An 18,230-nucleotide genomic window follows, 5' to 3' on the forward strand; every position below is an offset into this window, starting at 1 on the left:
TCCCGCACCTGCCCCTTCGCCGTCGCCCGACCCCACGCCCGACCCGACGCCCGATCCCGGCATCAGCTGGTCCACCGGCGTGGCGTCCGCCTACGGCGGATCGACCGATCCTTACACGCCGAACCCCGGCACGACCGCCAACGGGTCGGTGTGCGACGACAACTCGATGGGCGTGGCCGTTCCCATGTCGTTGCCGAATTTCTGGCAGTATTACGGTCGCACCGTCGAGATTTCCTATAACGGGCAGACCGTGCTCGCCACGGTGAACGACTGCGGCAGCATGGGCGGCGGCAGCCGGGTGCTCGACCTGCAGCCCGGCGTGTGGAAGCAGTTCGGCTTCACGTCGTGCCTCGATTGGGGCCTGCGCACCGTCAGCTACCGCTTCCTGTAGGCGGCCAGCCGGGCGCTTTCGAGTGCTCTCAGGCGCTTCCTCCTTCGCGATCCTCGCGCGCTCGGATTCAACGGGTGTTTGAAGCGCGCGCATGCGCCGCGTTCGCGCGCGTGCCGATGGTAGGATGAACGCGCGCCGACCTGCGAGAAGGGTCGCGCGCTTCATCACTCGAATGCGCAGGAGGATCTATGAACACCGCACGATTCTGCAAGACGGCGCTGGGCGGCTTCGGTGCCGCGCTGCTGCTCACCGCTGGCATGGCCACCACGGCCCTCGCATCCGAAGCGGTCACCACCATGGCAACCACCGCGCCGCTCAACCTGCGCGACGCGTCCAACATCAATGCGAACGTGATGGACGTGATGCCCGAAGGCACGTCGGTGCCCGTGTACGGCATGACCGACGACGGCTGGTATCACGTGAAGTACAACGACCGCGAGGGCTTCTGCTACTACCAGTACCTCAATTTCGAGGGCTCCGAGGACGGTACCGTGAAGGACGGCAAGACCACCACGATGTACGCCACCGCGCCGCTCAACGTGCGCGAGCAGCCCAGCACCGACAGCCGCATCGTGAGCTCGCTCGCCGTCGACGAGGGCGTGAACGTGGTGGCCAAGCACGACGGATGGTTCACCGTGAGCATCGACGGCGCCGACCGCTACTGCTACGGCGCCTACCTCGGCTTCGGCCAGGGCGGCTACGCGCCCGACCCCGAGAACACGACGGGCAACAGCACCATGAACCAGCTCACCACCACCGCGCCGCTCAACGTGCGCACCGCGCCCAGCATGGACGGCACCATCATCGGCTCCTTCCCGGCGGGCACCGCCGTGAACGTCCTCTCCGTAGAAGGCGACTGGTACCAGGTAAAGTACAACGACACCACCGCCTACGTAAGCAGCGAGTATTTGCGGTAGGAAGCAAGGGGATGCGCAGGTCGCAAGCGGCCGCACATTCTGAGGGAAGGGGTGCGGGACGCGTGCGTTCAGCACCCCTTCTGCGTTTTGCGGATGATCTCAAGCAGGTCCTCGCGTGAATTCACATCGAGCTTGCGGTAGATGTTCTTCATATGCGTGCGCGCCGTGTTATTCGAGATGAACAGCACCTTCGCCACGTAACTCGAAGCGTGGCCGTACGCTAGCTCCACAAGCACCTCGGTTTCGCGCGGCGAGAGCCGGTACTGCTCGCCGATGAGCGCGCAGGTGCTTTCAATGTCGAGAGGCTTTTCGGTGAGCTCGATTTCCGACTCGGTTCCTTTCGAATACAGGATGAGACTGCGGCCCAGGGTGGTGGCCGAGAAGATGAGCAGAAATGCGGTGATCAATCCAAGCGCGGTTCGGTTGACCACGTAACCGATGAGGCTCGACGCAAGTCCCGTGCCCAGCGCGCACGCGCATGCGACGAGCGCGCATCCGCACACGAACGCCGCCGATCGATGCGCGGTGCGCAAAAGGCTGGTCAGGTACACCCATGACACGAGGGCTGCCAGCTGGAATAGCACGAACATGTAGTCGCGAAACAGGATGGTGGAGAACGCCTCGAGCGGTATCATCTTGATGATGAGCGCGCAGGCGGCCAGAGCGGGAAGCCCGATGCGGAATAGCGCGAACGAGAGCTTCCGCTCCTGCCACGACGCGAAGGCCGAAAGCGAGAACCCGATTCCTGCAAGCGCAACGGCGAAACAGGCCAGCGCGGGATCGACGGACGGCGAGGCGCTGCCCGCTTGCGTTGCTCCGGTGGTGAAGGACGAAACGCACACGGCCAGCACAGGTATGGACGTTGCGAGCTGTAGGGCGGAGGGCTTCTTCGGATCGGCGTCGGCCGCGTCGGCCACGGGCTCGTCGGTGAGCCCGGCGCGTGCGAGCGGTACGAACGCGAGCGTGCTTGCCACCAGACATGCGCCCGCAAGGACGGAAGCCGGTGCGGGATCGCTCGCGTTTCCCCAACCGATAACCAGGGCGAACATAAGCAGCGCAAGGGATGCGTTGAGGAGCGTGCCGCGTAGGTCGAGCGTTTTGAACGCGAGTGCCCACAGGGCGAGGGCGACGGGGTAGCAGAGCGCCAGAAGGGCGCTGGCAACGTACGCGGCCGGCACGGAGGCCTCGGGGAAAGCGGCACGCGCAAAGCAACAGAGGGCGACGCAGACGATACCGACGAGCGAGGCGACGGTGAGGCGGCGAATTGCCGCATCCGACATGCGTGCGCTTCGAAACGCGACCAGGAGGCTGAGTGCTCCGATGAGGCAGCCGCCCATGACGAGCAGCAGCATGACGGTCTCGTCACGTTCTCCCGCAGCGAATGCAAGCGGCGCGCTCGGATCGAGCTGCAGGAAACAGCCTGCGTTGAACAAGCCAAAGCAGACGAAAAGCGGTCGTATGTCGACGCGGCGCGCAGAGCCGCCTTCGCGATGTGCGGTGTGCTCGGTCATGATGGCTCCCTCCTGCGTCCATCATAGCAAACGCGAAGCGTCCGCGAGTATCCGACCCGTTCCAATATGCCGCTCGTTCGACCTAATCACCCAATGTGGTGAGGGTCTGACGAGGGCTTTCACGCACAACGGTCATGGCGGCTGCCGAGGGGGTGGGGCATGCTGCAGGCAGCGTTTCGCATAGCGGAACGGAGGTTGCGATACCAGGAAGGGATGGTTTGCATGAACGAGAAAAATCTGCTCGATAGGCGCGGTTTCCTCAAGGGGGCGCTTGCGTCCGGCGCGGTGGCTGCGGCCGGTGCGGCGCTGGTGGGCTGCGCGCCGCAGCAGAGCGTCGAGAGCGCGACAGCTTCGGCGAGCGACCTGCCGGAGTCGGGACAGCTGCCCGACAGTTATCAATGCCGCGAGGATTGGCTGGGGCAGGCGCCCGTCATCGATGATGCGGAGATCGTTGACACGGTGGAGGTGGACGTCGTCGTTTGCGGCGGTGGCCATGCCGGCGTGCAGGCGGCGCTTGCGGCAGCTCAGGAAGGTGCAAGCGTCGCGGTGTTGGAGGTTCAGCCGGAAGAAACGTACTCGTTCTTCGGCGACGATATCTGTAGCTACAACTCGGCGTTTCTCACGGAGCGCGGGTTCGGCGGCTACGATGTGGGCGAGATATGTGCCGAATACGTGCGCCGCGGTGCGGGGCGCGTGAGCCCCGAGCTCATTCGCGTGTTCGTCGAGCAATCCGGGGAGATGCTGGACAACATGGTGTCCGTCGTGCCCGACACGAGCACGGTGTTCGACTTCGACAACGGCCAATGTCAGGTCCAGATCGCCTACGACATGCCCGATGCGAGCTTTTACCCGCTCGAGCGCGGCGGATTCAAAGCTTGGGCGACCACCATTCAGACGATCGGCACCGTCAATGAACAGCCCGTCCTGGGGCGCGAAGGCGTGTCGCGCCTCACCGAGGTGGAGCTGTACTGCATGGACGCTGCACGTAACCTGGGCGCCGCCTGGTATTTCAACACGTCGGCTACCGTGCTTGAGCAGAGTTCGTCCGGCGAGGTGACGGGCGTCATCGCGAAGGGCCCCGACGGGTACGTACGCTACCGAGCTGCGAAGGCGGTATGCCTGTGCACGGGCGACTTCTCGAGCAATGCCGACATGGTGTACAACCTGCTTGACGACGTGAACGAGATCGCCATGCGATCGGGCGCCGACCGCTCAGAGATGATCGGCCGCGGCCGCGACGGCCAGGGCCAAAAGATGGGCTGTTGGGCCGGAGGCCTGGTGGAGTGCCACCCTCGTCCCTCGATGAACACGAACGGCGGCAGCCCGGGACCGTGGGGCACGACGCCCTTCCTGTGGATCAATGCCGAGGGCAAGCGCTTCATGAACGAGTGCATGGCCGGATTCGCCAAACCGCTCATCACGCGGCAGCCTCATGGGTTGGTGGCGGCTATCTGCGACGCGAACTACCTCGAGTCGGTGCAGAACGCGGGCCTCGATCACGGGGCTCCCAACTGGGGTGCGGCGGGCGTCGAGCGGTACGGCGTCATGGACAAGCTCAAGGAAGGCATGGATGCGGCCGTGGATGCGGGTGCGGCGGGCGCCGAGGTGGGCGGCGTGGGCATCATCAACGTCACCATGACCATGGGCAGCCAGGTATTCGCAGCTCAGACGCTCGATGAACTGCTAGGCTATCTCGGGTACGAGGGCGATGCGAAGAAGCAGGCGCTTTCTACCATCGAAGCGTACAACGCACTGTGCGCGACCGGTGTCGACAGCGACTATGGCAAGGACGCACTGCTTCTCAAGCCTATCGACACGCCTCCGTTCTTCGGTGCGGTTGCTCAGAACGAAGGCGCGATGACGGCCGGTCTCGTGACGCTTGCGGGACTCGTGACGGACGAGCATATGAACGTGCTCACCTCCGACTACACGACGCCCATTCCCGGCCTGTACGCTGCCGGCAACTGCCTGGGCCACCGATTCGGTCCCGGCTATTCCACGCCGTCGGCCGGGGCATCGATGGGCATGGCCATGACGCACGGCCGCGTGCTGGGCAAGCACGTCGCGTCGTTGTAGCGTTTTCCATTCGCCGCGGCGTTTGTCGGCGGCACCCTCCCTCCTCGAAAGGGCCTCGTGCGAGGCCCTTTCCTCCGCGCAGGTGAAAAATGGTTGGGGATTGCGGCGGAAAAGACGCGCACGGCTGTGCATTTGCGCTATACTGCATCGTTACATGCGATGACGAAGACAGCGCCGCGCGACGGCGCCGCCATCAGAGACGGGCTCCCATCGGCTGCGAGGAACCCGGGCGGCGAGTGCGACGATTCCCTTCCGAGCAGTGCGTTTGAACGCGGACGCCCGGGGCCGAACGGCCCGGTGCGAGACGTCAAGTAGGATGCGCCGGGAGCTCCCGTCACAGAGCGAACGAGCGGGCGGCAGCGCGCAGGCGCAGCCGTCAACCGAGGTGGTACCGCGAGAGCCTTCTCTCGTCCTTGGATTTTGGGGAGCAATCCCTGGGAACATGGACGCGAGAAGGCTCTTTTTTATTGCGCGTGGGGCGGCCGTGCGCAAGGGCGATAGACGGAAAGGGACGGGCATTATGGCAATTGTGGAGGAACTGGCGTCGCTGCGCGAGCAGACGTTGGCGCAGATCGCGGAGGCGGCCGACACCGCCGCGCTCGAGCAGGTGCGCATCGCCGTGCTGGGCAAGGCGGGCACGCTGACGGGCTACCTGCGGCAGATGGGGCAGATCGCCAAGGAGGAGCGCGCCGCCGTGGGCAAGACGGCGAACGAGGTGCGCGCCGCCGTGGAGGGCGCGCTCGCCGCGCGCAAGGACGAGCTGGCCTCCTCCGAGCTGGCCGCCGCCATCGACGCGGCCGCCGTGGACGTGACGCTGCCGGGCCGCGCGCAGCAGATGGGCACGCGCCACCTCATCAACCGCATCAGCGACGAGATCTCCGAGATCTTCCTCGGCCTGGGCTACACGGTGGCCACCGGTCCCGAGGTGGAGCTCGACTACTACAACTTCGAGGCGCTCAACGCCCCCGCCGACCACCCGAGCCGCAGCCTGGCCGACACGTTCTACGTGCGCGACCTCTCCGGCGACCAGGCCGCCGTGCGCGGCGAGTCCGACGTGCTGCTGCGCACGCAGACCTCGCCGGTGCAGGCGCGCGTCATGGAGCAGCAGGAGCCTCCCATCTACATCATCGCGCCGGGCAAGGTGTACCGCCGCGACGTGGCCGACCCGAGCCACCTGCCGCAGTTCACGCAGATCGAGGGCCTCGTGGTGGACAAGGGCATCACGTTCGGCGACCTGAAGGGCACGCTCGACTACCTGTGCAAGCAGCTGTTCGGCGAGGAGCGCAAGACCCGCTTCCGCGCGCACTACTTCCCGTTCACGGAGCCGTCGGCCGAGGTGGACGTGAGCTGCGGCATCTGCCACGGCGAGGGCTGCCGCTTCTGCAAGGGCACCGGCTGGCTGGAAATCCTCGGGTGCGGCATGGTCGACCCGAACGTGCTGGGCTACGCCGGCCTCGACCCCGAGGTGTACTCCGGCTTCGCGTTCGGCATGGGCGTCGAGCGCATCGCCTGCCTGAAGTACAACGTGCCCGACCTGCGCATGCTCGTCGAAGGCGACATGCGGTTCTTGAGGCAATTCTGATCTGACGATCAGGATTTGCCGTCGACGCTGCGACGCGAAGCTAGTCCCTTTAGGGGCGGCTTCCCGTGGCACCCGATCTCGCGGCGAGGTCGAGGGCTCGCGTACCGAAGTACGCTTCGCCCTCGCCCTCCCCACGATATCGGGCACCACGGAAACCCTCGCTGACTTTGCTGGACCTATGAAGGTTTGAGAAGAGAAAGAAACCAGTATGAAAGTATCTCTGAAATGGTTGTCTGAATACGTGGACGTGCCCTCCGATCTCAAGGCGTTCTGCGACCGACTCGATCTGACGGGCACGGGCGTGGAAGCGGTTGAGAAGACGGGCGAAGCCTTCGACGGCGTGGTCGTGGGCTATGTGGAGACGTGCGAGCAGCACCCCGACAGCGACCACATGCATGTCGTGTCGGTGAACGTGGGCGCGGACGAGCCCGTGCAAATCGTGTGCGGCGCGCCGAACATCGCAGCGGGCATCAAGGTGCCGGTGGCCACCGTGGGCGCCGTGCTGCCGGGCGATCTCAAGATCAAGAAGTCGAAGCTGCGCGGCGTCGCGAGCTGCGGCATGTGCTGCTCGCAGCGCGAGCTGGGCATGGGGAACAACCACGACGGCATCTGGGTCCTGCCCGAGGACGCCGTGGTGGGCACGCCCATCGCCGAGTACCTCAAGCTGTCCGACACGGTGCTCGACCTGGAAATCACGCCGAACCGTCCCGACTGCCTGAGCATGGCGGGCATGGCGCGCGAAGTGGGTGCGATGTATCGCACCGACGTGGCGTACCCGCAAGGCGAACTCGTGGAGGACGCGACGGCGACGCCGACGTCCGGCCAGGTGAGCATCGAGATTGCCGACGCGTCCCGCTGCTGCCGCTACACGGCGCGCGTCATCCGCGACGTGCAGGTGGGGCCGAGCCCCGACTGGCTGGCCGAGCGCGTGACGGCCGCGGGCGCCCGCTCCATCAACAACATCGTGGACGTGACGAATTACATCCTGTTCCTGCTGGGGCAGCCGTTGCACACGTTCGACTTCGACAAGCTGGCGGGCGCGGACGGCATGGCGCACATCATCGTGCGTCCGGCGGCCGAGGGCGAGAAGCTCACGACGCTCGACGGCGAGGCGCGCGAGCTCACGCCCGACATGACCGTCATCGCCACGCCCGATCGCGCGGTGGCGCTGGCCGGCGTCATGGGCGGCCTCGACTCCGAGGTCACCGACGGCACCACCACCGTGCTGCTGGAAGCCGCCGCGTTCAACCGCGCGCATACGAGCCGCACGAGCCGCAACCTGGGCCTCATCAGCGAGGCGTCCATGCGCTACGAGCGCGGCGTGGACGACAACCCCGTGGCGCTCAACGCCGACATGGCGGCCGCGCTCATCGCCGAGGTGGCGGGCGGCACCGTGTGCCCCGGCATGGTGGACGTGTGGCTGGAGAAGACCGAGCCCGTCGACCTGGCGTTCCGCGTGCCGCGCTTCTGCGCCATGATGGGCGCCGACATCCCGCGTGCAGACGTGGTGGACATCCTCGAGCGCCTGGGCTGCCAGGTGTCCGACACCGCCGACGCCGACGTGCTCGACGTGGTGGCCCCCACCTTCCGTCCCGACCTCGAGCGCGAGATCGATCTCTACGAGGAAGTGCTGCGCCTGTGGGGCATGGACCGCGTGCCGGCCACGCTGCCGGGCGGCCGCGGCCGCTTCGGCGTGCGCTCGGAGCTCGAGCACGTGATGGACACCATCAACAAGACGATGTGCGCGAGCGGCCTCAACGAGACGATGACCTACTCGTTCGCCGAGCCGGGCGACCTCGATCGCCTGCGCATGTCCGCCGAAGGCCTCGGCCAGCCGGTGGAGCTCATCAACCCGCTGAACGCCGACCAGTCGGTCATGCGCCAGAGCATCGTCCCCGGGCTGCTGCGCAGCGTCGCCTACAACCAGAGCCGCGGCGTGAAGAACGTGCAGCTCTACGAAGCGGGCGCCGTGTTCTTCGCGCATGAGGGCAAGAAGGAGCCGAAGGAGCGCCGCCGTCTCGCGGGCGTGCTGGCCGGCGCCATGGGCGATGCTGGGTGGAACGCCGCGCCGGCCCCGTTCGACTTCTTCGACGGCAAGGGCGCGGTGGAGAACCTCGCGCGCGAGCTGGCCTTGCCGAAGCTGCGCTTCAAGGCGCTCGCGGCCGATGAGGCCCCGCACCTGCAGCCCGGCCGCGCGGCGGCGGTGCTGTCCGGCGGCGTGGAACTGGGATGGGTGGGCGAGCTGCACCCGCTCGCCGTCGACGCGTTCGATGCCGATGCACCCGTCGTGGCGTTCGAGCTGGACGTGGAGGCCCTCGCGCGTGCCGCCCGCCCGGCGCGCGACTACGTGGACGTGCCCACGTTCCCGGCCGTGTCCATGGACGTGGCCTTCGTGGTCGACGAAGGCGTGACCCACGAGCGCCTCGTGCAGTGCATGACCTCGGCCGGCGGCAAGCTGCTTGAGGACGTGCGCCTGTTCGACGTGTACCGCGACGAAGCACGCGTCGGCGCCGGCAAGAAGTCCATGGCCTACGCCCTCACCTACCGCGCCGCCGACCGCACGCTGACCAGCGAAGAGGTGGACAAGGCCCACGAGCGCCTCATCAAGAAGGTAAGCGCCGCCACCGGCGCCGAAGTGCGCGGGTAGCAAGCCCCTCCGCGTTCTCGCAAACCGCAATTCCTCCAGCGCCCGCGCTCCCCGCGCGGGCGCTTTTGCGCTCCCAAGCCGTTTGCTGCTACAACATGACCGAACCGTTGCCTGATTGGTTCCCGATACGCACCCGTGTGCGGCGCGTCCGTACGACAATCGTGCTGGACGGCGGGAAAGGACCCTATGGCGAAGACCAACAATACCAGCTTGCGCAACCGGCGCGTGGCCGTGCTCGTTGCGCTGCTCGTGTTCGTCGGCATCGTGGGCGTGCTCGCGCTGCTGTTCGGACGCGACGTGCTGGCGTTTCTCACCGACGGCCGTCGCGTGCAGGAGCAGGTGGATCGCATGGGACCGCTTGCGCCGGTGGTGTTCGGCGCGCTCGTCGTCATCCAGGAAGTGACGGTGCTCGTGCCCAGCGAGCCGCTTGAGCTGGCCGCCGGTTACGCGTTCGGCTTCTGGAAGGGCTCGCTCATCTACCTGGCCGCCAGCGTGGTGGGCTGCATCGCCATCATCGCGGTGGTGCGCTTCGGCGGCGACCGCGTGCTCGAGCTCATCCTCACGAGCAAGCGCCGCGCCCAGCTCGCCCGCCTGCGCGAGGCGCAGAAGTTCGACCTGGCCATTCTCGTGTGCTTCTTCATCCCCGGCGTGCCGAAGGACCTCATGGCCTACCTCGCCGCCTTCGCGGGCATGCGCCCCGTTCACCTCGTGGCCATCACCACGGCGGGCCGTCTGCCCTCGGTGCTGGCGGTCACGCTGGCCTCGTCGTTCGCCGCAGCGGGCGACTGGCGCGCCACGGCCCTCGTGTTCGGCGTCACCGCGGTGGCGGTGGTCGTCGGCGTGCTGCTGTACCACCGCTTCAAGCGTCATCATGCCAAACCCTAGGCTTTCACGATGTTCGCGGCGTCTAACAGCGGTACAATAGCCGCGAACGAAAGGACAACGCCCATGTATGACGGTAAAGAACAGCCCGGTCGCAACGACGAATGCTGGTGCGGCAGCGGCAAGAAGTACAAGAAGTGCCACCTCGCCATCGACGAGCGCCTGCAGAGCCTCTACGAGCAGGGCTTCGAAGTGCCCGAGCGCGGCCTGCTGAAAACGGCGGCGGACATCGAGGGCATCAAGAAGAGCGCGGCCATCAACATCGGCGTGCTCGACTACGTGGCCGAGCACATCGGGCCCGGCGTGACCACCGGCGAGGTTGACCGCTGGGTGCACGACTACACGGTGGAGCACGGCGGCATCCCCGCCGACCTCGGCTACGAGGGTTTCCCCAACAGCGTGTGCACGTCGGTGAACGAAGTGGTGTGCCACGGCATCCCCTCCGACGATCACGTGCTGGTGGAGGGCGACATCGTGAACGTGGACTGCTCCACCATCCTCGACGGCTACTACTCCGATTCGTCGCGCATGTTCTGCATCGGCGACGTGAGCCCCGAGCGTCAGCGCCTCGTCGACGAGACGAAGAAAGCGCTCGAAGCGGGCCTCGCCGCGGTGCGCCCGTGGGGCCTGCTGGGCGACGTGGGCGCGGCGGTGAACGCCTACGCGCAGTCGTGCGGGTTCACGGTGGTGCGCGAATTCGGCGGCCACGGCATCGGCCTCGACTTCCACGAGGACCCGTTCGTGAGCCATGTGGCCGAAGCTGGCACCGGCATGGTGCTCGCGCCCGGCCTCGTGTTCACCATCGAGCCGATGGTGAACGCCGGCGAGCAGCCCATCGACATGAGCGACCCGAACGGTTGGACCGTCCGCACCGCCGACGGCAGCGACACGGCCCAATGGGAAGTGCAGCTGGCCGTCACCGAGGACGGCTACGAACTCCTCAGCTGGTAGTCTTCGAAATTGCCGCCAAACCGCGTGAGGTTTCGTTTACGTAAAAGACGCGCATGGTTCTTGTGGATGCTTTAGGGAGCATGGTATACTTTTTCTTGTAAAAGGCCCACCGGATCTAGGTGTTCGCACTAGTGGTGAAGGTGGCTTTGTGGGAAACGTCCCGGCACTCGATCTAGGTGTTCGCACTAGTGGTGAAGGTGTCTGGGGCGCTTCCATGTTTAAGGAAGTCGTATATTCGAATCAGCCTTTTGATCTCGGGACAATCATTGAGAACCTGGGGGTTGTCTTTGATATCTGCTTTGAGAAGCGTTTCCAAACTACCGATATCGTACTCTTCAGCTTCTAGAAAACAGAGCTTTCTGTAAAGGCTGTCAGGCTTGTTTTCACTCATATGCTCCATTTCGATAATTGAATCAACCGTTTTGATACTGAGCTGTTTGCGGAAGCTTTTCTTTTGAGCACGATATCCGTTGTTCAGGTATGAATCGATGGTGGTGTGGCTTTTCGCGAATTCCGAAACCTTATCGTAAAGGTCACCTTCGTAAACTTCCAGATACTTGTAGATGGGCAAACCTCCGGAATTGTGTTTGAGCAGGTCGGGTAGATACTGCTCAACTACCAGCCTCGGGTTAAGGTTCATGTTGTCAAACACCGCGTCTAGGTAGATATCGTTGGCTTTAACGGGGCTTCCTTTAGATGTGGTGTCGGCTCCGATTCCTATGATGATTTTGGCATCTTCGGGTAATGATGAGACTCCGTCGAATCCTACCGTAATTACGGTACCGTGTGTTGACAGATCCATCTGGAATATCTTCTTTTTAAGCGTTCTCATGAGTCGAGGTGGGTAGAGCGTTTCTGATTTAGCGATGGCTTGATAAATGGGGGTAAAATCATCTGTAGTGATCGTTGTCATTTCGATCGTCGCCTCAGAGCCGAACGATTGACGAGTGTACGTAATACCAACATCGCTGCCGTGTTGCACAAAGATCATGCGGTCGCGTAGCTTGTCGAGTCCTTCGGGTCCGAGGCATTCGGCAAGTGATTCGAGAATGTTAAGGATGTTTTTATCATTCATTGAGTAGCCCATGAAAACTATGGGGTATTCAACGAAAACGGTGAGAATTTTAGCGACCAAGTAGGCCTTTTTCGTATTGAATGACTCGTAGTCCGATGAGGTAATAACAATGCTCGATGGATCGTCGATAGATCCGTGAATCTTATATATTTCGCCTACTTCGTAGATTTCCGATAAGAGGAGCTCGCTCTGACCTGAGTATGTTTTAAAGCCCGGGAATAGTTCCTCCATAAAGCAGTCGTAGTTAGTGGTGATCACTCCTGAAATTTTGTTCGATGCGGCTCGAAGGACCGAGAGTTCTTCGAGTAATAAAGTCGGCTCGCATCGATCAAGATATAATGAGCGATAAAGAGTTTAAACGCGGAAACCCCCGCCTTCAACTTATTGAAATTCGAATTTCTGAACTCCTCGAAAGACGGGTCGGCGAGGGCGGTGCGATTGAAGTCCCTTTCCATCAACGTGGCGATTGCTGGATATCGTTCGAACTTGCCTGTGCCGGAAACCTCATTGTTATATCCCTCAAGTGCGAAAGGTTTGTCGGATATTTTTGCGCACAATCCTCGCAATAGCGACTCCCAATTGGGGAGTCCTGCGTACCTGATTGGAATGCCGGAGCCGACGAACAGAAAGGGGTGACGGCCGGTTTTACGCAGGCGAGAACCTAACTTCACCCGTATCTCATCGTACCTGGTTCGATCTTCCATGAGGCCCCTTTCTCGATTGAGCTTCGATCCATGGTACCACGAAGCTAATGTGTGGGAGAGCTGAGAGAGGGCTGCTCTCCCAGCTCTCCCACACATGGGGCTTACTTCTCGGCCACCATGCGGCCGATGACGTAGCCTTCGGTGTAGCAGCGGCCCAGCGACAGGCCGAACACGGTGAGCGGGTAGTCGATGCCGCCGTAGAAGTTGCCCGAGCAGTTGCCGATGGCGTACAGGTTTTCGATGACCGCGCCGTCCGGCGTGAGGCACTCATGGTTGGCGTTCACGTCCACGCCCGAGCAGATGGCGCTCATGCGCACATGGCGATGGATGCCGTAGAACGGCGGGGTGTCGACCGGCACCATATACTGTGCCGGCTTGCCGAAGTCCTCGTCCTTGCCGGCTGCCACCAGCTCGTTGTAGCGCTTGACGCTTGCCACGAACGCGGCCTTGTCGGTGATCTCCAGCTTGTCGGCCAGCTCCTCGAGCGTGTCGGCCTTGAACGTGTTGATCTGGCCTTCGAACACGCCTTCGCGCTCCACGTCCTCCTCGGGCATGTACGCCTTGAGCGCCTCGGGATCGACGAGCTTGCCGGGCCATTCGGCAGCGGCCGTCATGTAATTGCTGTCGAACACCTGGCAGTAATGGCCGGAATCCTCCTTGCTTCGCAGGTAGCAGTTCATGAGCGACATCTCCACGGTCTCGCTCGCGAAGCGCTTGCCGTTCATCTTCACGGCAAAAAACGGCATGTCGCACATGGAAGCCGGGCCCGCATCGAAGTCGTGGAGCATCTTCGTGTGCGCGAGGTCCTCGATCTTGCCGCCGGCCCACACCACCATCTTGTGGCCGTCGCCCGTCTTGTTTGTCTGCTTGGGCTCGAAGTTCGTCATGTCGGGCTGGTAGTAGTGCAGCATCTCCTCGTCGTTCTGGTAGTCGCCGCACGCCACGATGACGCCCTTCGCCGCGTTGAACTGGACGTAGCCGTCCTTGCCCTTCGCGATGACGCCGGTCACCTTGCCGCCGTCGCCGGTGACCAGCTGCTCGGCGGGGGTGGAGTAGAAGATCTCGACGCCCTCCTTCTCGGCGGTGGCGGCCAAGGCGCGCATGCCGTCGCCCGTGTTATAGGGCTTCGGGCCGAAGAACGAGGTGATGAAGTTGATGGTGTAGCCCTTCTTGTTGATGAGGGGCATGTGCTGCACGTTGCCCTGGTCGATCACCTGCGCGCCGCCCTCGGCCGCCTTCTCGATGACCCATTTCACCGCTTCGCCGGAGTTCTGCGCCCACAGCTCCACGAGCTCGCGGTTGGGGCGATGCTGGCTGTCGGCGATGAGCTGCGTGACGAGGTTCGCGACGTCGGCGGGGTCGCTCGTGGCGAGGTCGATGCCGCTGCCCGAGTTGCCCTGGGCGATGGCCTGCGACTCCTTCTGCAGCAGCGCCACCTTCGCGCCCGCTTCGAGGGCCGAAAGCGCGGCGGGCACGCCCGAAGCGCCAGCGCCGATGACCACGACGTCGTAGTCCTTCGTCTCCTTGATGTCGGTGATAGGGTCGGGTGCGGTCAGGAAGCTCGGCATGCCGGTGCGCAGATGGCCGGCGGCCGTCGTGGTCTCGCCGGATGCGGTCGCGGTTCCGGCAGCGCTCGCGGTGCCGTTCGAAGCCTGCGGCGCGCAGGAAGCCAACGCTCCCGCTCCCACGACGCCGGCGGCCGCGAGGCCTCCGAACTTGAACAGATCGCGCCTGCTGATACCGTTGGTGTGCGTGCTCATGATGCCCTCCTAGCGTTTCGGTTCTTCGCGTTCGCCGCGTCCCTCGGCGGCGAACCCCTCGTTTCGCACCATAGCGGGGCTCGGCGTGCTTGTCGTTCGTCCACGCGCCGGGAAAGGGGGATTATTTTCATCATCCATTGGCATCATCCCATCGTTCATCAGGTACGATGACGAGCGAATCTCCGCGGGTCGTCCGCGCGCGCTGGGCAGCGGACGTCGCTTTCGGTACAATGGGGACAACGGAAAAAGCGGGGGAGGGGGTGCCGACGCGGCTTCATGCGTTGGCTTCATGCTATGGCGCACGACGAAACGAACAAGCACGCCGTCGACGATTCGTGGCAGGACGAAGCGGAGGCGAGCAACCTCGAAAGCGCGGGGGAGCGCGCAAGCGCCGCGTCCTCCGATGGCATGCGCCCGCCCGGCCCGCTGTTCCCCTGGCTGCCGTCCATCCCGCTGTTCTTCCTCGGGTTGGGCGTGTATCGCGCGTGGATCGAAATCGTGTTCGTGGGGTCGTTCGTGGAGTTCCCGGCGGCCGGCATCGCGGGTCACGACGCGTTCGACCTCGTCATGATCGTGACGATGTTCACGTGCGCCGCCCTTGCCAAGCGCATCGGCCCGCTGTTCGGCAAGCGCGCCGTGTACGGGGTGGCGGGGCTCGCCCTCACCGTATCCACTGCGTGCATGTTCGCGTCGGTGTGGCTGCCGGGTGCGGCGCCCCTGCTGGCCGCGCCCGCCGTGGCGCTGGGCGGATTCGGCATCGCCCTCGTCATCCTGCTGTGGTCGGAGCTGTACGGCTGCCTCAACCCCTTCCGCGTCGCGCTGTACTATTCGGCCTCCATGCTGGTGGCGGCCGTGATCATCTATGTGTGCCGCGGCATGCTGCTGCCGTGGCTTGCGGGCATCGTGCTCGTGCTTCCCCTGCTGTCGCTCGCCACGTGCGCGGCCGGCTTCCGTTCGCTGCCGACGGGGGAACTTCCCCAGCCGAATCCGTCGAAGTTCTCGTTTCCGTGGAAAATCGTCCTGCTCATGGCCATCTACGCCTTCGCGTACGGCCTCAAGGAATCGTCGATGTACCAGTCGACGTTCGGGCCGCACTCGGCGTTCGGCACGCTGGCGGTGGCGGCCGTCGTGTTCGTGGGCGTCATCGCGCGCGGCGGCAAGTTCGACTTCGGCGTGATCTACCGCATCGCGCTGCCGCTCATGGTGGCGGCCTTCCTCATCATCCCGAATGTGGGCGTGTTCGGGCAGGCGGTGTCCGACTTCTGCACGAGCGCCTCCTACACCGCGTTCTCCATCCTCATCATGCTCATCATGGCGAACCTGTGCTATCGCTACGGCATGTCGGCCGTGTGGCTGTTCGGCATCGAGCGCGGCGTGCGCGCGTTGTTCTCGCTGTTCGGACGGCAGGTTGAGCAGGTGCTGAACGGGCCCGGCCTGGCGTTCGACGGGTCGCAGACCGTCATCAGCGGGCTGGTGATCATCCTCGTGGTGGCTGCAACCATGATCCTGTTCTCCGAGAAGGAGCTGTCGAGCCGCTGGGGCGTGTCGTTCTTGGGCGAAGAGGGCGCCGTCGGCGACCGCGCCATCGTGAAGAAGCAGGAGCTGGCGAACCGATGCCAGGAACTCGCGCGCACGTACGGCTTGTCGCCGCGCGAGGAGGAGGTGCTGCTGTTGCTGGCACAGCGTAAGACGGTGGGTTCGATCGAGCGCGAGCTGTTCATCGCGAACGGCACGGCGAAGACGCACATCCGGCATATCTATCGCAAGCTCGATATTCACTCGCGCGACGATCTGACTGATTTACTGGGATTGTTCGAATAAATCACAAACAAATGTTCGTACTATATGGTATACTGGTTGCTACCAACAGAGCCAGTGCAAGCGCTGAAACCGACGCCTCAACCATGCCGGACAAGCCCATAGATGGCAGCGGTGTTCCACGCTGCTCGTACCACGCTTGCAAGATCGAACGGATCTTCTCTCGCCCTGGAACGGTTAACGAGGTGTCATGCCATGTCTGCCGTCGCGCAATCGTCGTTGTGTGTCCATCCTGAATCGCTCGTGCTCATCGAGGCGCTGCCGCTGTGCCGCGTGCTCACGTCGAACCGTCCGTGGGAGGAGGTTCCCGACGACGTTCCGCTGTTCGAAAACGAGGTGGACGATGCCTCGTCCCCCGATCGACCCTTGCACTGCGCAGCACTGATGACCTGCGACGATGCATTCACGCTCCTGCAGGAGGTGGGCCATGTCGTATGGTAGCGCCTGGCAGCGGGAAACGCTCACGCTCAAGCAGATACCCCCGCTGCGCACGTTGTTGCAGTGCTGCGACGAAGGGCTGCTCATCCGCGTGATCATCGAGGAGCATGCGGTGCGCGCCGTCGACTGGGATGCGCTGCCGTCGAAGCGCCGTCGTGGCATCGAGAAGCGGCTTGCCGCAACGCTTGCGACGATGCGCCGCCTTCCCGTGCGCAAAAAGCCGAAGCGCCCCGGATTGCTGCTGCCGGACGAATCGTTCGTGCTGCGCGCGGGCGATGGGTTGATCGAGCGGCGGGTGGGGGCGTCGCTCGTGTTCCTCGACGAGGCGCCGCTCGCTCGCCGCGCGGAGAGCGGCGAGGACGAAGGGGGTGTGCAGCCGCACGGCTACACGCTCGATCCCTGGGAAGACACGCTTGCGCATCGCGTATGGCTCGGCGGCCCCTGGTGTTGCCGCGAGCGGTACCTCGTGCTGGCAAGTGCCTTCTGGGAGATGACGTATCTCGGGTTCGAGTACGACCGCGTCTGCGCTCGACGGGCCGAGGTGAAGGCTGCGCGCCTGCTTGAAGGCGCGGCGGCGGGCGAAGGGGTGGGCGAGCAGCGGGGTGCAGGGCCCGCCGAGGGGTCGAGCGACGGCAACGGGGCGTCGTGCCCGCCGAGCGCGCCGACAACCGTGTCCGCGGAGCGCCGTCGGCAGGCCGCGTCGTTCGGATTGGTGGAGCCCGACCCGTTCGAGCGCGCCTATCGGGATAACCTCATCGCCTGCGTTGCGCGCCTCAATCGCGAACGCCGCCAGGCTCTCGGAAGCCTGCTGATCGACGTGGCCGATCGATTGGAGGCATCGTGAGCTCCTGAGCGGCGGCCGGCGGCGCGCGGCGAGGGCTCTTGCGGCCAACGAATATGAGAAGAGCCGCCCTCGGGCGGCCCTTCTCCAAAAAACGATAACGAATGCGAAGCTAATCGGCAACCTCGACGAGGGTGATCTCGAAGTTGAGGTCCTTGCCCGCCAGCTCGTGGTTCATGTCGAAGGTGGCCACGCCGTCTTCGATGGAGCGCACGAACACGGGGAAGGGCTGGCCACCCGGGCCCATCATGTACACGGTCTGGCCGACGGGGAGCTGGTCGCCGTTCGGAATCTGGTCGACGGGCACCTGCTGCACCATGTTCTCGTCGCGCTCGCCGTACGCCTCGGCGGCGGGGATGTGCACGGTCTTCGTGTCGCCCTGCGCCATGTCCTTCACGGCGGTGTCGAATCCGGGGATCATCTGGCCGGCCATGCAGGTGAACTCGATGGGTTCGCCGCGGTCGACCGAAGAGTCGAATTTCGAGCCATCATCGAGCGTGCCCGTGTAGTGGACCTTGACCTTCTTGCCTTCGTTGCTCATGAAGAGCTCCTTTCAAAAGAATGCAATGTTCCACAGTCTACCCGAGCGCCTCCCGCTTTCCCGATTGCGGTGCAAACTTGCTCCAAGTCGCCACAA

At 64.1% G+C, this 18,230-nt stretch carries 15 protein-coding genes; 10 read left to right on the plus strand and 5 right to left on the minus strand.

The genetic code is table 11. The annotated features are described in order from the left end of the window. The coding region (locus C1876_RS13505; protein ID WP_244910152.1) for a septal ring lytic transglycosylase RlpA family protein at positions 1–391 on the plus strand (391 nt) is incomplete at its 5' end. 188 nt (positions 392–579) lie between these two features. Then, positions 580–1,308, plus strand: coding sequence for an SH3 domain-containing protein (locus C1876_RS13510; RefSeq protein WP_114547252.1), 729 nt, complete (start codon positions 580–582; stop codon positions 1,306–1,308). 68 nt (positions 1,309–1,376) lie between these two features. On the opposite strand, the gene C1876_RS13515 is transcribed toward C1876_RS13510, so the two are convergent. Further along, the gene (locus C1876_RS13515) at positions 1,377–2,819 is read right to left on the minus strand and encodes a helix-turn-helix transcriptional regulator (protein ID WP_114547253.1); all 1,443 of its coding nucleotides are present in this window, start codon (positions 2,817–2,819) and stop codon (positions 1,377–1,379) included. A gap of 222 nt (positions 2,820–3,041) precedes the next feature. Between C1876_RS13515 and C1876_RS13520 the strand changes: the two genes are divergently transcribed. The 5 genes from C1876_RS13520 to C1876_RS13545 all read left to right on the plus strand — a co-directional run bounded on the left by C1876_RS13520 (position 3,042) and on the right by C1876_RS13545 (position 10,957). Next, complete coding sequence (locus tag C1876_RS13520; RefSeq protein WP_114547254.1) at positions 3,042–4,895, plus strand: FAD-binding protein; 1,854 nt, start codon at positions 3,042–3,044, stop codon at positions 4,893–4,895. A gap of 520 nt (positions 4,896–5,415) precedes the next feature. Then, positions 5,416–6,477: a phenylalanine--tRNA ligase subunit alpha gene (pheS, locus tag C1876_RS13525; protein ID WP_114547255.1), complete on the plus strand. Its 1,062-nt coding sequence runs from the start codon at positions 5,416–5,418 to the stop codon at positions 6,475–6,477. Positions 6,478–6,685: 208 nt separating this feature from the next. Further along, positions 6,686–9,124 carry a phenylalanine--tRNA ligase subunit beta gene (gene pheT / locus C1876_RS13535; protein WP_114547256.1) on the plus strand — a complete coding sequence of 813 codons (2,439 nt, stop codon included), beginning with the start codon at positions 6,686–6,688 and terminating at the stop codon, positions 9,122–9,124. A gap of 186 nt (positions 9,125–9,310) precedes the next feature. Continuing rightward, complete coding sequence (locus tag C1876_RS13540; RefSeq protein ID WP_114547257.1) at positions 9,311–10,009, plus strand: TVP38/TMEM64 family protein; 699 nt, start codon at positions 9,311–9,313, stop codon at positions 10,007–10,009. Positions 10,010–10,072: 63 nt separating this feature from the next. After that, positions 10,073–10,957: a methionyl aminopeptidase gene (locus C1876_RS13545; protein ID WP_114547258.1), complete on the plus strand. Its 885-nt coding sequence runs from the start codon at positions 10,073–10,075 to the stop codon at positions 10,955–10,957. A gap of 172 nt (positions 10,958–11,129) precedes the next feature. Here the strand turns inward: C1876_RS13545 and C1876_RS13550 are convergent, their stop codons facing one another. The 3 genes from C1876_RS13550 to C1876_RS13555 all read right to left on the minus strand — a co-directional run bounded on the left by C1876_RS13550 (position 11,130) and on the right by C1876_RS13555 (position 14,496). Further along, positions 11,130–12,263 carry an SIR2 family protein gene (locus C1876_RS13550; RefSeq protein ID WP_244910153.1) on the minus strand — a complete coding sequence of 378 codons (1,134 nt, stop codon included), beginning with the start codon at positions 12,261–12,263 and terminating at the stop codon, positions 11,130–11,132. A gap of 23 nt (positions 12,264–12,286) precedes the next feature. Beyond that, the gene (locus C1876_RS18015; protein WP_244910154.1) at positions 12,287–12,736 is read right to left on the minus strand and encodes an SIR2 family protein; all 450 of its coding nucleotides are present in this window, start codon (positions 12,734–12,736) and stop codon (positions 12,287–12,289) included. Between the two features lie 101 nt (positions 12,737–12,837). Continuing rightward, positions 12,838–14,496, minus strand: a complete 1,659-nt coding sequence (locus C1876_RS13555) for an FAD-dependent oxidoreductase (RefSeq protein WP_114547259.1) — start codon at positions 14,494–14,496, stop codon at positions 12,838–12,840. A 294-nt stretch (positions 14,497–14,790) separates the two neighbouring features. Between C1876_RS13555 and C1876_RS13560 the strand changes: the two genes are divergently transcribed. The 3 genes from C1876_RS13560 (at position 14,791) to C1876_RS13570 (ending at position 17,596) form a co-directional block, all read left to right on the plus strand. After that, on the plus strand, positions 14,791–16,317 hold the full coding sequence (locus C1876_RS13560) for a helix-turn-helix transcriptional regulator (RefSeq protein WP_244910155.1): 1,527 nt from the start codon (positions 14,791–14,793) through the stop codon (positions 16,315–16,317). Between the two features lie 192 nt (positions 16,318–16,509). Then, on the plus strand, positions 16,510–16,755 hold the full coding sequence (locus C1876_RS13565) for a hypothetical protein (protein ID WP_114547261.1): 246 nt from the start codon (positions 16,510–16,512) through the stop codon (positions 16,753–16,755). Beyond that, the gene (locus C1876_RS13570) at positions 16,742–17,596 is read left to right on the plus strand and encodes a hypothetical protein (protein WP_114547262.1); all 855 of its coding nucleotides are present in this window, start codon (positions 16,742–16,744) and stop codon (positions 17,594–17,596) included. The genes C1876_RS13565 and C1876_RS13570 overlap by 14 nt, the downstream gene beginning before the upstream one ends. Positions 17,597–17,705: 109 nt before the next feature. Here C1876_RS13570 and C1876_RS13575 read toward each other — a convergent pair whose 3' ends face one another. Then, the gene (locus tag C1876_RS13575) at positions 17,706–18,134 is read right to left on the minus strand and encodes an FKBP-type peptidyl-prolyl cis-trans isomerase (RefSeq protein WP_114547263.1); all 429 of its coding nucleotides are present in this window, start codon (positions 18,132–18,134) and stop codon (positions 17,706–17,708) included. Positions 18,135–18,230 lie beyond the last annotated feature (96 nt).

The sequence above is a fragment of the Eggerthella sinensis genome (assembly GCF_003339815.1).
Lineage (GTDB): Bacteria > Actinomycetota > Coriobacteriia > Coriobacteriales > Eggerthellaceae > Eggerthella > Eggerthella sinensis.

Coding starts and splice junctions, on each gene's coding strand:
- C1876_RS13510 (WP_114547252.1), top strand. CDS start 580: ATGAACACCGCACGATTCTGCAAGACGGCGCTGGGCGGCTTCGGTGCC.
- C1876_RS13515 (WP_114547253.1), bottom strand. CDS start 2,819: ATGACCGAGCACACCGCACATCGCGAAGGCGGCTCTGCGCGCCGCGTC.
- C1876_RS13520 (WP_114547254.1), top strand. CDS start 3,042: ATGAACGAGAAAAATCTGCTCGATAGGCGCGGTTTCCTCAAGGGGGCG.
- pheS (WP_114547255.1), top strand. CDS start 5,416: ATGGCAATTGTGGAGGAACTGGCGTCGCTGCGCGAGCAGACGTTGGCG.
- pheT (WP_114547256.1), top strand. CDS start 6,686: ATGAAAGTATCTCTGAAATGGTTGTCTGAATACGTGGACGTGCCCTCC.
- C1876_RS13540 (WP_114547257.1), top strand. CDS start 9,311: ATGGCGAAGACCAACAATACCAGCTTGCGCAACCGGCGCGTGGCCGTG.
- C1876_RS13545 (WP_114547258.1), top strand. CDS start 10,073: ATGTATGACGGTAAAGAACAGCCCGGTCGCAACGACGAATGCTGGTGC.
- C1876_RS13550 (WP_244910153.1), bottom strand. CDS start 12,263: ATGGAGGAACTATTCCCGGGCTTTAAAACATACTCAGGTCAGAGCGAG.
- C1876_RS18015 (WP_244910154.1), bottom strand. CDS start 12,736: ATGGAAGATCGAACCAGGTACGATGAGATACGGGTGAAGTTAGGTTCT.
- C1876_RS13555 (WP_114547259.1), bottom strand. CDS start 14,496: ATGAGCACGCACACCAACGGTATCAGCAGGCGCGATCTGTTCAAGTTC.
- C1876_RS13560 (WP_244910155.1), top strand. CDS start 14,791: ATGGCGCACGACGAAACGAACAAGCACGCCGTCGACGATTCGTGGCAG.
- C1876_RS13565 (WP_114547261.1), top strand. CDS start 16,510: ATGTCTGCCGTCGCGCAATCGTCGTTGTGTGTCCATCCTGAATCGCTC.
- C1876_RS13570 (WP_114547262.1), top strand. CDS start 16,742: ATGTCGTATGGTAGCGCCTGGCAGCGGGAAACGCTCACGCTCAAGCAG.
- C1876_RS13575 (WP_114547263.1), bottom strand. CDS start 18,134: ATGAGCAACGAAGGCAAGAAGGTCAAGGTCCACTACACGGGCACGCTC.